Annotated in this window: 15 protein-coding genes; 10 read left to right on the top strand and 5 right to left on the bottom strand. The window is 63.6% G+C overall.

Annotation, left to right across the window (positions count from 1 at the left end):
- Positions 1 to 264 precede the first annotated feature (264 nt).
- On the top strand, positions 265 to 1,326 hold the full coding sequence (locus tag CH262_RS18300; RefSeq protein ID WP_080731817.1) for a cellulase family glycosylhydrolase: 1,062 nt from the start codon (positions 265 to 267) through the stop codon (positions 1,324 to 1,326).
- Between the two features lie 72 nt (positions 1,327 to 1,398).
- On the top strand, positions 1,399 to 3,450 hold the full coding sequence (locus CH262_RS18295; protein ID WP_032385225.1) for a PhoX family protein: 2,052 nt from the start codon (positions 1,399 to 1,401) through the stop codon (positions 3,448 to 3,450).
- A 67-nt stretch (positions 3,451 to 3,517) separates the two neighbouring features.
- On the opposite strand, the gene CH262_RS18290 is transcribed toward CH262_RS18295, so the two are convergent.
- The gene (locus CH262_RS18290; RefSeq protein ID WP_032385226.1) at positions 3,518 to 4,399 is read right to left on the bottom strand and encodes a LysR family transcriptional regulator; all 882 of its coding nucleotides are present in this window, start codon (positions 4,397 to 4,399) and stop codon (positions 3,518 to 3,520) included.
- Between the two features lie 139 nt (positions 4,400 to 4,538).
- Between CH262_RS18290 and CH262_RS18285 the strand changes: the two genes are divergently transcribed.
- Together CH262_RS18285 and CH262_RS18280 are read left to right on the top strand one after the other, a co-directional pair.
- Entirely contained in the window at positions 4,539 to 5,732 is a 1,194-nt protein-coding gene (locus CH262_RS18285; protein WP_241258380.1) for an MFS transporter, read from the top strand.
- A 140-nt stretch (positions 5,733 to 5,872) separates the two neighbouring features.
- A complete protein-coding gene (locus CH262_RS18280) occupies positions 5,873 to 6,559 on the top strand; it encodes a thioesterase domain-containing protein (RefSeq protein WP_094718111.1) in 687 nt (228 codons plus the stop codon).
- A gap of 10 nt (positions 6,560 to 6,569) precedes the next feature.
- On the opposite strand, the gene ggh is transcribed toward CH262_RS18280, so the two are convergent.
- Complete coding sequence (gene ggh, locus CH262_RS18275) at positions 6,570 to 7,907, bottom strand: glucosylglycerate hydrolase (RefSeq protein WP_027495036.1); 1,338 nt, start codon at positions 7,905 to 7,907, stop codon at positions 6,570 to 6,572.
- A 107-nt stretch (positions 7,908 to 8,014) separates the two neighbouring features.
- On the opposite strand from ggh, the gene CH262_RS18270 reads away from it, so the two are divergent.
- Both CH262_RS18270 and CH262_RS18265 read left to right on the top strand, forming a co-directional pair.
- Positions 8,015 to 8,530: a DinB family protein gene (locus tag CH262_RS18270; protein WP_032371379.1), complete on the top strand. Its 516-nt coding sequence runs from the start codon at positions 8,015 to 8,017 to the stop codon at positions 8,528 to 8,530.
- Positions 8,531 to 8,543: 13 nt separating this feature from the next.
- On the top strand, positions 8,544 to 9,215 hold the full coding sequence (locus CH262_RS18265; protein WP_032367647.1) for an SDR family oxidoreductase: 672 nt from the start codon (positions 8,544 to 8,546) through the stop codon (positions 9,213 to 9,215).
- 218 nt (positions 9,216 to 9,433) lie between these two features.
- Here the strand turns inward: CH262_RS18265 and CH262_RS28175 are convergent, their stop codons facing one another.
- Positions 9,434 to 9,667: a LuxR C-terminal-related transcriptional regulator gene (locus tag CH262_RS28175; protein ID WP_032367970.1), complete on the bottom strand. Its 234-nt coding sequence runs from the start codon at positions 9,665 to 9,667 to the stop codon at positions 9,434 to 9,436.
- Between the two features lie 340 nt (positions 9,668 to 10,007).
- Here CH262_RS28175 and CH262_RS18255 point away from each other — a divergent pair, with 340 nt between their 5' ends.
- From CH262_RS18255 to CH262_RS18245, 3 genes are all read left to right on the top strand, one after another.
- Positions 10,008 to 11,246 carry a TetR/AcrR family transcriptional regulator gene (locus tag CH262_RS18255; protein WP_094718110.1) on the top strand — a complete coding sequence of 413 codons (1,239 nt, stop codon included), beginning with the start codon at positions 10,008 to 10,010 and terminating at the stop codon, positions 11,244 to 11,246.
- Positions 11,224 to 15,120, top strand: coding sequence for a hypothetical protein (locus tag CH262_RS18250; RefSeq protein WP_143547127.1), 3,897 nt, complete (start codon positions 11,224 to 11,226; stop codon positions 15,118 to 15,120). Before CH262_RS18255 ends, CH262_RS18250 begins: the two co-directional genes overlap by 23 nt.
- 153 nt (positions 15,121 to 15,273) lie before the next feature.
- Positions 15,274 to 16,698, top strand: coding sequence for a phenylacetate--CoA ligase family protein (locus CH262_RS18245; protein ID WP_094718109.1), 1,425 nt, complete (start codon positions 15,274 to 15,276; stop codon positions 16,696 to 16,698).
- Positions 16,699 to 16,716: 18 nt separating this feature from the next.
- Here CH262_RS18245 and CH262_RS18240 read toward each other — a convergent pair whose 3' ends face one another.
- Together CH262_RS18240 and CH262_RS18235 are read right to left on the bottom strand one after the other, a co-directional pair.
- Entirely contained in the window at positions 16,717 to 17,307 is a 591-nt protein-coding gene (locus tag CH262_RS18240; RefSeq protein ID WP_032385231.1) for a cytochrome b/b6 domain-containing protein, read from the bottom strand.
- Positions 17,291 to 18,016, bottom strand: coding sequence for a molybdopterin-dependent oxidoreductase (locus CH262_RS18235; protein WP_094718128.1), 726 nt, complete (start codon positions 18,014 to 18,016; stop codon positions 17,291 to 17,293). The genes CH262_RS18240 and CH262_RS18235 overlap by 17 nt, the downstream gene beginning before the upstream one ends.
- Before the next feature lie 91 nt (positions 18,017 to 18,107).
- Here CH262_RS18235 and CH262_RS18230 point away from each other — a divergent pair, with 91 nt between their 5' ends.
- Entirely contained in the window at positions 18,108 to 18,533 is a 426-nt protein-coding gene (locus CH262_RS18230) for a pyridoxamine 5'-phosphate oxidase (protein WP_094718108.1), read from the top strand.
- Positions 18,534 to 18,538 lie beyond the last annotated feature (5 nt).

Genomic DNA, 18,538 nt, shown 5'->3' with positions numbered 1-18,538 from the left:
CTTTCGGAGTGCCGATCACGATACTCACAGCATGTAAACAGCGCCGAAATCCGCCGTCGAATTCGGTTTCTCCGATTGTAACGGCGATTCAGTTCGCTCTTTGTCGATTCGGTCGATCAACAGCCGACAATTTCCTTTGGCACGAAGTCGAATTCGGTGAAGCCGTTCGTCATCGACGGCTTCGGAATCTCCGCATCCGCGTCTACCATTACGGCGATGCGCATCGCGTCGAAAGTCCTTCAGTGCGTTCTCGGTGCTGTCCTGATGTCGACGGTCGTACCGGGCATGGCCGAGACCGCCACGGCGGCACCTGTTGCCGGCGCTCGTGTCTCCGCGAGCACCGATGGTCTCGCACTCGACGGTCGACCGTGGTGGCCGACCGGGTTCAACGCCTACCAACTCGCCACCGATTGGTCGGTCAATGCCGGATGCGGGGCGATGGTGGACCTGGACAGTTACTTCGAGGCGCTCCCTCCACATTCGCTGACCCGGTTCGACGCCTTTCAGGCACTGGCGATCAACCGATTCACCGGTGCCCTCGACTTCGGGCCGATGGATGCGGTCTTCGCCGCCGCCGAGGCTCACGATCAACTCCTCGTACCGGTGCTGTCACCCCAGGACGGGGCGTGCGAGGGAAACGTCTTCAAAGACAGGCAGTGGTACGTCGACGGCTGGACGACGGCCCCCGGCACGCCCAGCTCGACCGCGAAGATCAGCTTCCAGCAATGGATGCTCACCGCTGCGAATCGGTGGAAGGACTCGTCGGCGTTGGCTGCGTGGGAGCTCGTCGGTGAACCGGAGACGAGTTCGTGCACGGATACCTCGTGCTCCTGGTCCAGCCGAACCTGTACGGCCGGTGCTGCAGAGGTGCTTCGCTCGTTCTTCGACACTGCAGGACAACAGCTCCGCTCCGTCGATCCTCGCACTGTGATCACAGCGGGCCTCACCGGCGGAGGCCAGTGCGGAAGCCAGGGTGACGAGTACGAGTACCTCGCCCAGTCGCCCTTCGTCGATGTGTTGCAGTACCACGATTACGGTGCCGACGGCGTGCCGTTGCCCGGAGATCAGTGGAACGGGTTGCAGCGGCGGATCACTCAGAGCGCCGCGGTGGGCAAACCTCTGCTGGTCGGCGAGATCGGCCAACTCGCCGGTTCATGTGGCAATGTCGATTCTCGAGCAGCCGGTATTGCCGCGAAGATCGACGGCCAGCGTGCCGCTGGTACCGCAGGGGCGCTGTTGTGGGCTTTCGTACCGGATCCGCGGCCCACGGACTGCACTTACGACATCGGACCGGCCGATCCGCTGTGGCAGACGATCGGACGTTAGGGCAACCTCGTTCTCCCCAACTTCACCTGAACGTTCCTTTACTTTCGCTTTTGGGTGACAGCGTGCCGTGACATGAAGCCACTGCCCCTGTTCGCCGTTCACGACGGAAGCTCCAAACGATCATCGTTGACCTGCAAGTACAAGTGCGGCGATGCCTGTTTCCACGAGATTCCCAATACGTCGAAGGGCCAGTACTTCGGCGACATCGTCAAGACTGCGATGTCACGGCGCGGCGTCATCAAGGGCGGGGCGATGGCAGTGCTCGCCGTCGGCGCGGGTAGCGCGCTGGCCGCATGCTCGACCGACGAGCCGGCAGCCACGGGAACCTCGACCACCTCGGGCTCCGATACCCCGCCCGTCGACGGCGTGGATTTCGTTGCAGTGGAACCGAACACCGAGGACGCGGTCGTCGTTCCCGACGGTTACGAGCAGGGCATCGTCATTCGCTGGGGCGACGCCGTCGTCGCGGGCGCACCGGCCTTCGACTTCGACAAGCAGACCGGCGCGGCGCAGGAGAAGCAGTTCGGTTTCAACAACGACTTCGCCGGCCTGCTGCCGATCGAGGGCACGCCCAACGCCCACCTGCTGGTGGTCAACCACGAGTACAGCACCGAGCCGGCAATGTTCAAGAGCTACGACGCGGAGAACCCCACCCGCGAGCAGTTCGACGTAGCCCTTGCGGCACACGGCCTTTCCGTCGTACAGGTGCAGGGCGAATCGGGCACCGGCAAGCTCACCCCCGCTATGGGCCAGTACAACCGGCGCATCACCGGCACCACCGAGTTCCTGATCACCGGGCCCGCCGCAGGCAGCGACTTACTCAAGACCAGCGTGGACCCCACCGGCACCAAGGTGTTCGGCACGTTCAACAACTGCTCGGGCGGTCTGACCCCGTGGGGAACGGTGCTCTCCGGCGAGGAGAACTTCAACCAGTATTTCGCCAACGCCGAGACCGTCACGGATGCGACTGTGGCCAAGCGCCTGTCGCGCTACGGCGTCGAAGGCGGTGCCAGCGAACGTAAGTGGGAGCGCTTCGACAAGCGATTCGATCTGGCGCAGGAACCCAACGAGGTCAACCGATTCGGCTACATCGTCGAGGTGAATCCGTGGGATCCGCAGTCGGCCCCGATCAAGCACACCGCTCTGGGCCGGTTCAAGCACGAGGCCGCGACCATCCACGTCACCGACGACGGCACCGTCGTGGCGTACAGCGGCGACGACGAACGTTTCGACTACATGTACAAGTTCGTGTCGAGCCGAAAGATGATGCCCGGCACCGGCCAGGCCGCGATGCGCAACAACCTGACCTTGCTCGACGCCGGCACGCTGTACGTCGCCAGCCTCACCGGCGATACGCCCGACGAGATCGACGGCACTGGCACGCTGCCCTCCAACGGTGAATTCCGTGGCAGCGGAACGTGGATCCCCTTGCTCGAAACCGGCGAGGACGGCCGCGGCAAGTCGCTAGTCGACGGTATGTCGGCCGAGGAGGTCGCCGTGTTCACCCGTCAGGCGGGTGACGCAGTGGGCGCGACCAAGATGGACCGCCCCGAAGACTTCGAGCCGAACCCGGTGACCGGCAAGGTGTATGTCGCACTGACCAACAACTCCAACCGCGGCACCGAGGGCAAGGCGGCCGCCGACGAGGCCAATCCCCGCAACAAGAACAAGAACGGGCAGGTACTCGAACTCGACGACGACCACGCCGGGACGTCGTTCACGTGGAACCTGTTGCTGGTCTGCGGTGATCCGAACGAGGCCGACACGTACTTCGGCGGATTCGACAAGAGTCAGGTCAGCCCCATCTCGTGCCCCGACAACCTCGCCTTCGACTCGAAGGGCAACCTGTGGGTCTCGACCGACGGTAATGCCCTCGACTCCAACGACGGCCTGTTCGCCGTGGTGCTCGACGGCCCCCGTCGCGGCGAGACACGTCAGTTCCTGACCGTCCCCGCCGGCGGCGAGACCTGCGGCCCCATCGTCACCGACGAGCGCGTCATGGTCTGCGTCCAGCACCCGGGTGAAAGCGACGACGCCACCGCCGACGCTCCGATCTCGCACTGGCCCGACGGCGGCGACACGCAGCCGCGGCCGTCCATCGTCGCGGTGTGGAAGTCCGCCTAGCCCAGACTGTTCCGATAGAGCCCCGATGCCCGTAGTCGAATCCTCGACTACGGGCATCGGGCGGTGTTCACTTCGCCACCGACGACGCGATCAAATCCTCGACCACGGCGGCGATCACCGCATTCGCGTGCTCGGGGTTGGTCACCACCGACACCGTTCGGGTCGGTGCATCGATGACGTCGATCATGTGCAGTTCGGGGAGGATCGACGCCAAGGACGACGGCAGCAGTGTCACACCCAACCCTGCTGCGGTGAGTTTACCGATGAGGTCGGCCGAATCGGCCTCCAGAATGCGGCCACGGGGAACCGACGAGCGGGTGAATGCATGATCGGATTGCAGTCTGGCCTCGCTTCCCGCCGGCCGGTCGATCATCGTCATCTCGGACAGGTCGGCCAACCGTATCGAATTCCTTTGAGCCCAAGGATGATCGGGACCGACGAACAGTGACAGTGGCTCGGTCCACAGGGCGGTAACGGTCAACCCCGGATGTGGGCGTCCGGGCGCGAGCCCGATGATTCCGAGATCGAGGTCTCCGCGTGCGATGCCGTCGAGAACGTCGGCGCTCGGCCGCGGCAGCAACGTCACCGACGTGTTGGGAAATCGCTGGGAGATCCGGCCGACCACCGCGGCCAGATCGACACGGGCGAGAGGCGCAATCATGCCGATACGCAGCCGCCTGATGGCGGTCGTGGGATCGGGCGCGACGTCGGCCACCAATCGGGACACGGCACCGAGCACGCTGTGCGCGCGTTCGAGAAAGATCTGTCCGGCCGGGGTGATGGTGACGCTTCGGCTCGTGCGCGCGAACAGTTCTACGCCCAGCTCTTTTTCCAGGTCTCTGATCTGGCTGCTCAGCGCCGATTGAGCGACTCGCAGCCGAGCTGCTGCACGCCCGAAGTGCTGCTCTTCGGCGACCGCCACGGCGTACCGGATGTGTCTGAGTTCCACGCTTCGCAACTCTATCTGTTTAGACGATCGATCGTTCGTAACGTTCTATTGGACAGCTGGATGTGCAACGAGCACCCTTGTTCATGTGAAGACAGCAAGCACCTCGCGCACCGGCGTGAGCACCCCCGTCGTCGCCCTGATGGCGATCGCCACCGGACTCTCGGCCGGCGGCAACTATCTCAACCAGCCGCTGCTCGACCTCATTGCCACCGAATTCGACGTGTCCGAGACGGCCGCAGCCACCTCGGTGACCGTCGCACAGATTTCCTATGCCCTCGGCCTGCTGCTCATCGTGCCTCTCGGCGACGTCGTCGATCGCCGTAAGTTGAGCGTCGGGCTGATGATTCTCGCTGCGACGGGTCAGGCAATCACCGGATTCGCTCCCGGCCTCTCCTGGCTCCTCGTCGGCACGGCGATCGCTGGACTGTTCTCGGTGGCGGCGCAGGTGATCGTGCCGTTCGCCGCGTCGATGGCGCACCCGGAGCAAGCGGGACGCATCGTCGGAGTGGTCATGGGCGGGTTGCTGACGGGCATCCTGCTGGCCCGCAGCATCTCGGGGCTGCTGTCGTCGGTGACGGGGTGGCAGGGCGTCTACCGTGTGGCCACGGTGTTGATGCTGATCGCCGCGGTCGGCCTGTGGCGGGTGCTGCCACGCAACACCGTGACGGCGGACGTCACCTACGGCTCGGCGCTGGTGTCGATGATTCGGCTGGTGCGCACCCACCCCAGGCTTCGGACTCGCGCGGTGCTCGGCGGTCTCGGCTTCGCGTCGGTGAGCACGGTGTTCGCGACGATGACGCTGTTGCTGTCGTCGAGGTTCGGTTTCGGTGCCGTCCAGATCGGACTGATCGGATTGGCCGGTGTCGGCGGCGCGTTGATGGCCTCCGTCGCGGGCCGGCTCGCAGACCGCGGACTGGTGCAATGGGCCAGCGGTACCTGTGCGGTTCTGCTGATCGCGCTCTGGCCGATGTTCGCCGTCGGCGGCCACTACTGGGTGGTGTTCGTGGTCGCATTCGTACTTCTCGACCTGGCACTGCAGGGCGTGCACGTGAGCAACCAGCACATCGTCTACGCCCTGGAACCGGCTGCTCGCGCCCGAATCAACTCCGTCTACATGACGACGTACTTCGTGGGCGCCTCAGCAGGATCTGCCGTCGGGACGTTGGCGTGGAAGCATTTCGAGTGGGCAGGTGTGTGCGCTGCGGGGGCCGTGTTCGCGGTCGCCGCACTGCTGGTCTGGCTACTGGATCTGCAGGTGGACGCCCGTCGACGTCGGGAAAACACCTGCGGGACGCCCGGTGGGTCCGAGCCGACGATGGTGAACAGTCACTAATGCGTTCTGTTCCGAGACGTGGTTGAGTCGTTCTCGATGAGACGTGGGTAACACTCACGCTGCCGACGGCGACATACCCAGAGTCGGCACGAACAAACCATAGAAACACGAACTACTTCTCTTGGCTCGGAGGCGCACCCATGACTGTCGTGAACGATCGCATCCACGTGGCTCTCACGGAACTCGACCCGTCCGATTACGCGGTGCCGACCATCGCACCGATTCGTACGGGCGGCCACCTCGACCCGGTGTTCTGCATCCACCCCCTCGTCGGGCTGGTCGACTGCTACGCGGAACTCGCAGCACACGTCGACGACGCGCGTCCCATCTACGGCGTCCAGGTCCCGACGTCGGGAGAGCTCGCGGAGTCCCTCGTCGCCTTGGCCTCGCAGTACGCCGACGACATCGTTCGCATCCAGACCGACGGGGCCGTACACCTGCTGGGCACGTCCTTCGGTGGAGTACTCGCGCACGCCATCGCCGTCGAGCTGCAGAGTCGCGGCGTTACGGTCGGTGCACTGACGTTGCTCGACAGCGACCCCGTTCGGTCCAGCGCCGACAGCGCCGACCTGCTCGGATCCATGGGCGACGACATCGATCGCAGCCACGCCGAAGAGTTGCTCGCCGTTGCCTCGCACAACGACGAACTCGCCCAGCGGCACCTGCCGGGCATCTACTTCGGTGACATCCTCGCCGTCTCCTCGGTGGGAACCGACTCAGGGTCCGCGTGGCACCCCTTCGTCTGCGGCACGATCGCAAAGTACCTCGTGCCCGACGCCACCTCGTTCGACGTCGTCGGCCCGCTGGTCGACAGCTACCTCGGCTGACCCGGCCGGCTCATCCGAGCCAATCCAGCACGGCAGCGGCCGTCCAGGACTGCTGCATGCTGCCGAGCGGCTTGCCGGTGAACGGCTCGTAGTACTCGGCGAAGCTGCCGTCACTCGCCTGACGCAGACCCTCGTCTCGCAAAGACAGTGATCGCTCCGACCACCCGCGGCGTGCGAAAGCCCACGAGAACAGCCATGTCATCACCGGCCATACCGGTCCCCGCCAGTACTCGCGAGCACGGAAGTCCTTCGACACCGGGGACGTCGACGGCGGTACCGCGTACCGCAGATCCGGATGTCCGCAGAACCGGGTGCCCTCGAAGATCCGAATGAGATTGCGCTCCTGCTCGCGCGGCAGTCCTCCGCACAGCAGCGGCGCGAACATGGCAATGGTCTCCGTGCCGATCCACTGACCCGTCCGCAGATCGAAATCTCGTGCCCCACCCGAACGCGTGTCGGTGGTCGCGATGACTCCCGTGCGGAACTTGTCCGCCCACCCGCGCAATTCACGCACATCCGAGCGCGGCCGCGAGTGGTCCTCCCCGATGGTGGCGAGGACGTCGCACGCGACGGCGAAGATGGCACTGACGAACACGTCCTCGACGGCGAAGCTCATCTTCGTCTTCAACGCATCGTCGTCGTAGCCGACCTGTTTCATCTCCTCCACCAACCAGATGTAGCGGTCGTACTCGAGATTGCTGGGCCGCTGAGACGAGTCCGTGATGACCGCCTTGTCCTCTCGAAAATACGGATCCATCTCGCCGGCAACCACATTGGCGTAGGCCGAATCCCATCGCGGCGAATTGTCCATGCCGGACTCCCAGCCATGGAACAGCGCGATGCGTCCGTTGTCGTCGACGTCGCGGGCCTGGGCGAGCCAACGATGCCACCGCACCAGATCACCCCAGCGGCGATCCAGGAACTCCTCCGCCACCGCTCGCGTCGTGCGGCCGTGGCGTTTGGAGTGATCGAGGATGCGCTGCACGGCGATCGCGTGGACGGGCGGTTGGGTGATTCCGGAGGTCTGCGGACTCATCGGAGCGTGGGTCGCCAGCGTCCCGGTGGCCCACCGCGCAGGGCCGGGGAAGTAGCCGTCGACACCGTTGGCGAACACGATGTGTGGAATCATCCCGTTCTTCCACTGCGCCGACAGCAACGTGTCCATCTCCACGACGGCCCGCTCGACGCTCAACGGTGCCAAGCCGACGGAAACGAATGCGGCGTCCCAGCTCCACATGTGCGGGTACAACCTGGGTGCTGCGCTGGTCATGGTGCCCAGGTCGTTGCCTCGGAGCAGATACGCCGCACGTGCGGCCAGCTGCGTGGAAGTGAAACCGCGATCGCCCATGCAGATAGTTTGCGTCCGGCGGCCGATTTCTGCTCGGTTGGATTGCGGACCGAACGTGTCCGCGATCTCTCCTAGTGTGAGTTTCACCAGCTACCAGGAGGAAAACAATGGCCACCGAGAACACAGACATCCAGAAAATGCTCGCCGAACAGCGCGCGAACTTTCTCATCACCGTCCGCGGCATCAGCGAGGAACAGGCTCGTACCCGCACCACCGCGAGCGAGCTGACCCTCGGCGGACTGCTGCACCACGTGATCAGCAACGAGCGCCACTGGATGACAGTGATCGCAGAGCTGGACGAGACGGCCGAATTCGACATGGCCGCCGCCGGCAGCGAGTACGTGATGGCCGAGAACGAGACCGTCGCCGGACTCGTCGCCGAATGGGAACAGGTGGCCGGTGCCACCTCGGCAGCGCTGGAAACCTTGGACCTCGACCTGTCGGTACCTGTCCCGACGGCGCCGTGGGCACCCGAACGAATCTGGCAGAGTGCACGATTCACGGTTCTGCACATCCTTCGCGAAATCTCCCAGCACGCCGGCCACGCAGACATCATCCGCGAGGAACTCGACGGCGCGAACACCACCCAGGCATGGGCATCCGAGGCGGGGATGAGCTTCTAGCTAACCTGAGTTCATGACTCGTACTGCGTTGGTGACCGGAGCAAGCCGGGGTCTCGGGGCCCATATCGCTAGATTGCTCGCTCCGGACCATCACGTGTTGCTGGGTGGTCGGTCCACCGAGTCCCTCGCCCCCATTGCGTCGGAACTGTCCGGGTCCACCCCATGGCCGGTGGAACTGACCGATCAGGATGCGGTGGCCGCCGCCGCGTCGAACATCGATTCTCTGGATGTGTTGGTGCACAACGCCGGGGTGGCAGCACTCGGGACGGTCGAAGAGTCGACGGCGGACGATTGGCGTCGCCAATACGAGGTGAACGTCATCGCCGTCGTCGAACTCACTCGATTGCTACTCCCTGCACTGCGCTCCGCTAAAGGCCATGTGGTGCTGATCAATTCGGGTGCCGGCATACGCGCCAACCCGGGCTGGGGTGCCTACGCGGCGAGCAAGTTCGCGCTCCGCGCCTTCGCTGATGCACTGCGCCTCGAGGAGCCGTCGTTGCGCGTCACCTCGGTGCACCCAGGACGCATCGACACCGAGATGCAGCAAGAGATCGTCGCGCACGAAGGCGGGGAGTACGACGGCTCGAAGTTCTTGCAGCCCAGCACCGTTGCCCGTGCAGTGCGCAACGCAATCGATACTCCCGCCGATGCTCACCCCACGGAATTGGTGCTCCGCACCAGGTGAGCGAAACTTCGTAGCAGGGGTCGAGTTTCCACTCACAACATGAGCTTCGTCCCCGGCGTTGTTCACAGGACCGACTGCATCTCCCTCTTCACCCTTGCCAGTGGACGAATGGAGTCTTCTCATTCACTCGGATGATCTATCGCTTACGGTCCGGGGCGGCGACTGCCGACTACCTCGGGAACGCATCCACAGGTTTCAGCAACGCGGACAATCCAGCGTCAGAGCTCGTCCAGTTTCACGATGCCGTCTTGCAGGGCGCGCGCGACGAGTGCAGCTTTCGTTGGAGCGGCGCGTCCGACGCGGGAGTACTTGTCGCGGATTCTCGTGAGGTGCGTGTTGACGGTGCCCAATGCGATGTGGAGGCGTGCGCCCACGTCGACCTTGGAATCGCAGTCCAGCCACGCCTTGAGCACGGTGATCTCACGCGCGGTCAGGCCCGGTGAGGTGTACACCCGCACAGCCCGCGTAGGCGCAGGTGTGGGCCTTGCTCCGCCGGGCCTGGTAGCGAGTGGAGAGCGGACGCCGTTCGACGCCGAGACTCGCGAATAAAGTTGGGGTCGATGATTCGTCGCTACCATCTTGGCCTCCTCATGCAATCGGCCTACGGGCCGGTCTGAATCTGACCACGGTTGCCGAACTCCATGCAACACAAGCTTATTCGAGGCTTTACTCCAGAAAGCATATCCGGCTACACCATGCTTTAGTTCAAACTAAACGGCGGGATCCGGACCATCCAGTTGCTATAGTTCAAGATCCAAACAATGCGGCGCAGGTGGACGAGGGCGGTAGTCGGTGAACCAGAAATCACTCCCACGGGAGCAGTTCCTTCAGGCCGGATATCGCCTGCTCGGTGAGATGGACACGACCGATCTTGCGCGCTCGCTCTCGATCTCGGCCGTCGTCGAACGCGCGGGGCTGTCGCACCAAACTTTCCACAACACGTACCCCGGTAACTCTCGCGGCGGCGGGTCCGGCGGCAAGGAAGCTTTCGTCGAAGACCTCCTCGACCACCTCACACTCGATTACACCGGCACGGCTGCTCCTACCGGCACGCAGGACGTGAAAGCTCCGGTGTCGGCCCTGTTCGACGACCTCACGTCCGGTCTCATGCGACGTCGCCTCGTGGCAGTGCTGCTGGCTGCCGACCACAACGGTGCCCGTAAGGCCGTCATCCCCGAGTTCGAGCGCTTCGACACCGACCTGCGATCCATCATCGGCCGAGCGGTGCAGGTTCACGGCGGATCGTTGCGTCAACCACTGTCGCTGACAAACCTCTCGGCGGTCGTCGGGGCTCTGCTCGATGGGCTGGCGCTCCGGGAGGTGCTCACGCCGGGCTCGGTGTCCTCCGACGACGTTGCATCGGCCACCAACTCGATTCTCCAGTGGGCCATAGACCCACTGCATTCTGACCGCACCGTTGCCCAACCCGATCCGGGCGAAATCTCGGATGCTCTGCGGCCCGACCTCGAGGCCGACGTGATCGCGGCGACCGAAACTCTGTTCGTCGACAACGGCTACTTCCTGGTCACCCTGGCCGACATCGCGGCGGCGGCGAAGATCCGCGTAGAAGACCTTCGACGACTGTTTCCGAGCAAGGTCGACATCATCGTTGCGGCGCTGAAGCCCGAATTCGACCGTGTGCTCCGGCTCCGTCGCGCCGACGAACGCCTCGGAGTCGACCCCGCCACCGCACTGCAACGCACGTTGGTTTCGTTGGGCGAGTTCGTCATCGACAATCGAGCCATGAGCTCGGGCATGCTGCTCGCGTTGAGCTTCGAACAGTTCCATCAACCGAGCACCATCACGACGGTCATCGAAAACCTCTACCTCCCGTCCGCTGTGGTCCCCATCCTCGAACGCGGACGTGAAAGCGGCGTGTTCAGCGACGACGCGCCGGCACTCGAAGCCGCAATCATGTTGACCAACAACGTTCTCTTCCGCTGCTTGACGCGTCCTGCGGAGTCCGCAACCGAAGTGGCGCAGGGTGTCCTGCGAATACTGATGCCCGGTGTTGCAATACGGCCGCGGTGAGGACGCGGGACAAGCGTGGTCACGTGGGTGGCGTCGACAGGTGACCGTCACCGAATCGGTTTCGACACTGTGGGATCGATTGACCCGGCTGTCGGAGCACCTGCTCGACGACATAGGGAGTCGGCCTCACCACGATGACGACAGTTGGTATGTAGCGCGAGATATCGAAGCTGCCCTGGTTCAGCAGCTGTTGTCCCCGGGGGTCGAACCACACATCGTCGTCGGAGAAGCCGGACACGGGAAATCCACCCTTCTGTGGTCGTTACAGCGCACCCTGACAAGATTGGGACGGACTCCGTTGCTGCTGTCGGCAACGTGGCTACAACCCGGTACCGATGGAATCCGGAATGCGTCGCTCGACGACGTCGTCTCGGCTGTGGTGTCCCGACCGGACTCGATTCTGCTGCTCGACACCACCGACCTCATGTTGCACAGTCCCGCTGCTCGCCACAACGTCATCGATCTGATCGAGACACTGTCACGAGCACACGTTTCGGTGGTGATGACAACCAGACCACTGGAAGGCCAAAGCCTTCCGACAAATCTCGGCCGCAAGATCTCCCTCGGCCCTTACTCATCGAAATCCGAGCTTCCGGCCGCGATCACGGCGTTGACCGACGAGTTCGTCGACCTCGACTCCGTCCGGCCCGCCCACCCGGTCTCGGCAATCCAGTCAGCTCGCGCGCGTGGGGCTCTCGTCGAAGATGTCTGTACCAGCCCTCTCTTCCTACGGCTGCTGTTCTCGCTGTCCGCTCCCTATTTCCCACATTTGGAATTGGACGTGACCGGCCTCTACAACTTGTTCTGGTGCCGCCGGATCGTCAGCGATCACCGAGCTGGAGCCGACCTCCCTCCGGACGACGCCAATGACCTCTCCGCCACTACAGGCTTACTCGCAATAGCATTGTTGGCGTTGGGAACTCCCGAACCACCTGTCGACGTCCTGATTCGGTGGACTGCTCAGGTCGCGGATTCTGCCGATCGAACGCACGACGCCGCTGTTCTGCGTAGACATGTTCAGACGTTGACGCGGCGAGGAGTCCTGGTCACGACCCACAATCGCGTCCGATTTCTCCATCGGACGTTCTTCGAGTTCGCCGCCGCCCAGGGTCTCGCTGCGCGAGGTGCCGACGGTGAACTGCCGAGATTGGTCGAACGGGCGGCGCGGGTGCCCGACGACCTGCTCGTCGGGGCCGTGGTCGAACAGACCTTGATAGTTCTCGGGGCAGACGTGATGGCGCGAACGATTGTGCGCGCGAGCTGCCGCCGTCTCATCGGAACCGGTCACTCACAACATATTTCGTCTGTCATGACGGTCTGGGCGCATCACCCGGATCTGCTCGAACTCACCGACGACATGGTCGCTGTCCTGACCGACGAACAACTACGGCGATTCTTGCGGACCCTGCCGCGAGTACATGGGCACACGACGTCGGTGGCAGAGCACCTCTATCGTCTATGGGTTCGACGTCCCGAACTCCGTCCTGAGATCGCAACCACCGCGGCGTACCTCGCCGGGCGCGATACACACGCCATTGCGAACCTCGTGAGCCGGACCGCGATGTACGCGGATCTAGCGGCTGCCAGAACTCACCACCTGCGATCGAGCAGTGAACCCCTCACCCTCCTGCGTGACCTGACTTCGACTGCTCCGAATGTGGTTCGTAGTGCGGTCCTTTCAGTGATCGAGGGGCTCAGCCAACGCTCGATGCACGCGGACAAGGAATCGGGCCGCAAGAGCGTGAACACCATCGCTCGGTACGTGAATATGGTGGCAGAATCGTGGGAAGCGTTGGCCGACGACCCTTTTCTGCTCCAGCTCGAAGTCAGTGTCACGAAAATTCAGGCACACTCGAACCGTCGCGACGTCGAGGTCATCCGACGGGCGATGGGCGCTGTGATAGCCGCACACATTCTTCGCGATCGCCTGGAAAACGACTGGACGGACCGGTGGTTCCGTTGGGTCGGCGAAGTCTGCGCCGACCTCGAGCGTCGAGGTAGTGAGCGAGATCCGACCGCAGACGCCCACCTGGCGGCAGTCGGCATGGCACTGCGGCAGATCGACGAACCACACCACGTCGGCCTCGTAGAAGCCACGCTCGCCACATTGTTCTCGCTGCCCGGGCCCACGGCACCGCATCGACTCGCCGACGTGTTCGCACGCGAAGTTCTCGCAACACCATCGTTCGCGAGGACGTCGCTGATCGCCACGCTGTCCGTGCTGCTGCACGACCACCTGCCTGTCGACGATCGAAATCCAGCCCCCGGTCCAGCGGTATGGGCGGCGGTCACTCGACAGATGTTGACCGACCCCTCCGTCCCCGCGGAGGTGATTCGCGACATCGTGTCCACGACGATTCACAAGTACGCGAGTGACCGTCGATTGTTCACTCGCAGCGACTACCTGGTCGCGCTGGCTCCGGTAGCGATCGTGTGGGGTGAACCCACCGCAATTGCCGCTGCTGATCGCCTCTCGCGGGTCGACGCAGCCGCCGGCCTCGACCCTCGGGCGGCCGAGGTCTTCCTCGATCACTCGCTGGTTCGCGCACATCAAAGACCAGAGCTGCTCGTCCGCGCATCGCTGGCGATTGCACACCGGGTCGGTCGACCCCAGTCCGTCGCGGACCTGCTTCGTCACCAGAACAATCACACCGCCCTACGTGCACATGCACCATTGCTGGAGCGCTGGACGGAACAGCTCATGACCGGTGCCCACGACAGCCAGGCGTCAGGTGCCGGAATGCTCCGTATGCTACTGCGCCACAACATGATTCTGCCATCAGTGGACCTACTTGCTGCCTGGCTCGAACAAGCAACCAGCGCGGAGGGCACAGCGCTGCTGCTACGGACGATCGGTACCTGCTCTCGCCGCGCGAACTCGTCAACGGTAGCTGCAGACCTGCTGACACAGTTCATCACGACGAGCCTCGCCCCGAAACCTACCGTTTCGCCTCGAACAAAACAGGTTTGGCCACCGATGGTCATCGACGCCGCCCGAGACGCGCTGTTGGAGACCATAGCGCGCAGTCCCACATCGTTTTCCGACCAATGGCCCACTGTCTATGCCCTCACGTTCGCACCACGCTCGTCGGGCAAAACCGACGCAGAAGGTGTTCGACTTCTCGCACGGTTCCTGCGTGCAGAGGCCGAGACCGGAACTCTGGACGACGCGATAGCGCACCTCGGGATGACGTGGTCCGCGCTGTCACAGCTGAACAAGAAAACGCGCGCCAAAGCGTCCCACAAGCTGACGGGCCCTGTCACGGCAATTCTGCGCCGAGCGCACGATCGGCACTACGACCGACTGGCCAACCTGATCCGGACGACGCCGACAGAACTGACCGCTCAGCTGATACAGGGACTCCTCGAGTCGGCGTTGTTCGCCGAACGTGCCCAGGAATTCGGCGACCGCCTGGACCTCGCGCCGAGAGTGATCGCAAGCGGCACCTTCAAAGAGGTTCTCGTTCGACACGACAGCTCAGCCCAGGGTGCGCCGTGCTCGTCGATGTACGACGAGTCATCGAACTCGGCCGCATACGACGAGCGCCTGATCCATGCCCTCCGCCGACTCGAGCAGCGACGAAATGAGTTCGAGCAGGCGACCGACAGGGCTTACCGGACCATCCGTCGGATCCAGGACAGCAGGGACGACGCCCATCTCGGGCAGACCTTGTTCTCGATTTCCAGATCGGCCTTCTACAGGCTGAAGGCCGGCACTACCTGGTCAGCACCCGGACCGGCACTGTGCGCAGCCGTCGATGCCCATGGTGCGGCGGTCGGCCAGCAGTTCGGACTCGCAGCCGCTCAGAGGGCATACGCCGCAGCGAATCAGGAAGCGGACGACGCACGGCACGCCCGGGACAGGCACAGGTAGACCGGCACCGAATAATTCGCGTCGATGTTCGTCGACAGCTCTCGATTTCTCGAACAGTGGAGCAAGACCGATCTGCGATCGAATCGGACTGTTCCTCACAGTGATTCCCGTCTGCCGTAGAACGGAGACGGGCACGATCGAAAGGTCATGCCAATGAACCCGGCCGAGATCCACGACCCCGCTCACACGGCGCTCCAACTCGTCCAATCCATTGCCCAGTCGGTGCCGGCATATCGCCGCCTGCTGCACGAACACGGAATCGCAGTCGACTCGATCGCCACTACAGAAGACCTCACCCGGCTGCCGACGACGTCGAAAGACACCTATCGGCTACGCAGCATCCTCACCGACCTGCAGGCCGGCCGCCCAGAAGACGTCGAGACCATTGCGAGCAGCGCCGGATCATCCGGGAAACCGACATTCTGGTCGCGCGGCCAACGCACGGCCGACCACGGCGCAGCGATGTTCGGTCGCGTTCTGCGGGAGAGTGCCGATACCGAACGCCGTGCCACTCTCGCACTCGTCACCTTTCCGCTCGGTCCCTATATCGGGGGTGCCTTCATGTACTCGATGCTGCTCGATCTCCGCAGGCGTGGGCACCGGCTGTCCATCGCGACCCCCGGCATGGACCCTGACGCCATCGCCGACGTCGTGACCGAAGCCGCCGACGGGTACGAGCAGATCCTGATCTTCGCGTACCCTCCGATCGTCCGCGACCTCCTCGACACTCACGGTGATCTGTTACGCCGGCACCGAGTGGTCGTCATCGTCGGTGGTGAACCCGTGAGCGAAGCGTGGCGCGCTCTGATTCACTCCATGCTCGGCGATGCACACGGTGATCGAGTACGCGTCGTCTACGGGGCGACCGATGTCGGCTTCGTGGGTTACGAGACGGCCTCCACGATTGCCATCCGCTCGGCTGCCGCACATGATTCGACTCTGAACCGCCTGATGTTCGGCACGGACGACACAGACGAAAACGTCGTGCAGCAGCCTGCCTTCGTTCAGTACCAGCCGGAATTCACCTACATCGAAGTCGACTCGGCCGGGTACCTCCTGTTCACTGTCGGTGGAGTGCTTCCGCTCGTCCGGTATCGCGTGAACGACAGGGGAGATATCCTCAGGGGCAGCGAGATTCGAACTCGGTTGGCCGATGCCGGCTACGCCGCACTCGCCGAAGGCATCGACACGGACGCCTACTACCTACTGGTTTTCGGACGGACCGATGTTGCCGCGATCTACAGCGCCGTCAACATCTACCCCGACTACATCCGACCCGCAGTGGAGCACATTTCCCTGGCAACGCGGCTGACCGGTCGATTCATCGCCCGATGTGAGACCGACAGCGAACATCGGCAAACTCTCACCCTCGATGTGGAACTGCGGCCCGAGCAACTGCCCGATACCGAGACCTCCGAACAGGTTCGCCAATTGTCCATTGCGAGCCTGCGCCAACTGAGTGCCGAGTACCGAGTGGTGCACGACCAGAAGGGCAGAGAAGCAGAACCTCACGTGCGGCTGAGACCGTTCCGCTCGGAGGGCTTCGTCACCGGTGGCAAACAGAAGTCGATTCAATAGCCGTGTCGCAGAGCACGATCACCACTCCGGATGCTCGTGCTCTGCCCACTCCCTGGTCACGGCACCCTGTGTCATTCCGCGCATTGCTTCCGGGTCGCGCCACGCGTACGTGATGTGACCGGCGACGAGTAGGCCGAATCCCAGGGCGAACCAGTCGTGTACGAATGTTGCACCGATACGCCAATGCAGTGGACTCCACGACGAGAAATACATGACGACGCCGGTACCGAGGAGCACCAGAATCGACCCGCCGCTCAGTGCACCGTTCAGCTTCTGGCCGGCGTTGAATTTCCCGACCCCCACCGCCCCGAGTCGACGTGCTTTGGAGCGCAACCACTTCCAGTCGTCGGCGACGAATCTGTTGAGACGGCCGAGGTCCGTGCGATAGCTGCGTGAGACCGCACCGAGGATCAACGGAATCGGCAACAGAAAGCCCGACCACACGTGCACGAACTCCACCACCGGGCGATTGCCGACCAGCACCGCGAGCGACCCGATGTACAGAATCGCAGCGGTCACCATGCACACGATCACCAAGACCCCGACTGCCCAGTGCACGTACCGTTCTACCCGGTCGAACCGTGCGCGGTCGTCAGCTCGTGGGGTCATCTCGACGTCCGTTCGACTCGCCGACGTACGCATCGATGTCGTATCCACGTTTCTCCCAGTATCCGGGAACCACGTTGTCCGTCAACTCGATTCCGCCGAGCCACTTGATGCTCTTGTAGCCGTACATCGAAGCGACTAACAGCCGAACCGGACCTCCGTGATCGTGGGTGACGGGGCCGTCGAGCATGGTCAACGCAACCAGCACGTCGTCGCGACGGGCCTGATCGAGCGTCAGACTCTCGGTATACGTGCCGTCGAACGAGGTGAACCGCACCGACGTCGCCGACGCGGTGGGTCCGACGGCATCGAGGACATCCGCCAATCGCAGTCCGCTCCAGGCAACTTCGGGTACCCGCCATCCCGTCACGCACTGGAAGTCACGCACCAATGACGTCTGCGGCATCGAGCGGAGGTCCTGCAGAGTGAACGTCCGCGGTGTGTCGACGGAACCGCCCACCGTCAGGGCATAGGAGTTCTCGTCCTTGCGCGGCGCGCCCTGCGTCACCGAATAGAACCGAAAATTGTCGCCGACGGGAATCAGCCCGATCAGTCCCGTCGGATCGTGGTTACCGATCGGCCCGAGTACCGACGCGAGACCCTTCTGGACCGCGCCCCCACCGACGATGCCCGCGACCCCGGCCGCCACCAGGCCGAGCACGACTCGGCGACCCACGGGGCTACCCGCAATCTTCGGCTCGTCGATCGGCATCCCTCCACTGTCCACGGCGGACCCGGATCAGGCCACATTGGGCGTCGAATCAGGTCTGGAACTTCGCCCGGGGAAGTCTTACGGTTGATTCATGGCACTGTCGAAGACAGAACGCGAAGAGTATCTGGCCGAATCGCATATCGCCGCCCTCTCGGTAGCGGCCGGGGCGGACCGTGGCCCGCTGACGGTCCCGATCTGGTACAACTACACCCCCGGCGGTGAAGCCTGGGTGTTGACCGGTGCCACGTCCAAGAAGGCCCAATTGATCAGGATTGCAGGGCGATTCACCCTGATGATCGAGCAGTCCGATCCAACGATCCGCTACGTCAGCGTCGAAGGTCCGGTGGCGCGAGAGGAGCCGAGCACCCCGGAGCTGCTGCGCGCCATGGCAGCCCGTTACCTGCCCCCGGAGAAGGTCGACGGCTACCTCGAGATGGCCAACCGAGAGCACGAGGAGAACGTGGTGTTCTACCTGCGCCCCGAACACTGGCTGTCTGCCGATCTCGGGGCCATCTGAGAGAA

The organism is Rhodococcus sp. 05-2255-1e (assembly GCF_002259025.1).
GTDB lineage: Bacteria > Actinomycetota > Actinomycetes > Mycobacteriales > Mycobacteriaceae > Rhodococcoides > Rhodococcoides fascians.
The sequence above is the reverse complement of the archived record's forward strand: the minus strand, read 5'-3'. Positions and strand labels throughout refer to the sequence as shown.

Coding starts and splice junctions, on each gene's coding strand:
- CH262_RS18300 (WP_080731817.1), top strand. CDS start 265: ATGTCGACGGTCGTACCGGGCATGGCCGAGACCGCCACGGCGGCACCT.
- CH262_RS18295 (WP_032385225.1), top strand. CDS start 1,399: ATGAAGCCACTGCCCCTGTTCGCCGTTCACGACGGAAGCTCCAAACGA.
- CH262_RS18285 (WP_241258380.1), top strand. CDS start 4,539: ATGGCGATCGCCACCGGACTCTCGGCCGGCGGCAACTATCTCAACCAG.
- CH262_RS18280 (WP_094718111.1), top strand. CDS start 5,873: ATGACTGTCGTGAACGATCGCATCCACGTGGCTCTCACGGAACTCGAC.
- ggh (WP_027495036.1), bottom strand. CDS start 7,907: ATGGGCGATCGCGGTTTCACTTCCACGCAGCTGGCCGCACGTGCGGCG.
- CH262_RS18270 (WP_032371379.1), top strand. CDS start 8,015: ATGGCCACCGAGAACACAGACATCCAGAAAATGCTCGCCGAACAGCGC.
- CH262_RS18265 (WP_032367647.1), top strand. CDS start 8,544: ATGACTCGTACTGCGTTGGTGACCGGAGCAAGCCGGGGTCTCGGGGCC.
- CH262_RS18245 (WP_094718109.1), top strand. CDS start 15,274: ATGAACCCGGCCGAGATCCACGACCCCGCTCACACGGCGCTCCAACTC.
- CH262_RS18240 (WP_032385231.1), bottom strand. CDS start 17,307: ATGACCCCACGAGCTGACGACCGCGCACGGTTCGACCGGGTAGAACGG.
- CH262_RS18235 (WP_094718128.1), bottom strand. CDS start 18,016: ATGCCGATCGACGAGCCGAAGATTGCGGGTAGCCCCGTGGGTCGCCGA.
- CH262_RS18230 (WP_094718108.1), top strand. CDS start 18,108: ATGGCACTGTCGAAGACAGAACGCGAAGAGTATCTGGCCGAATCGCAT.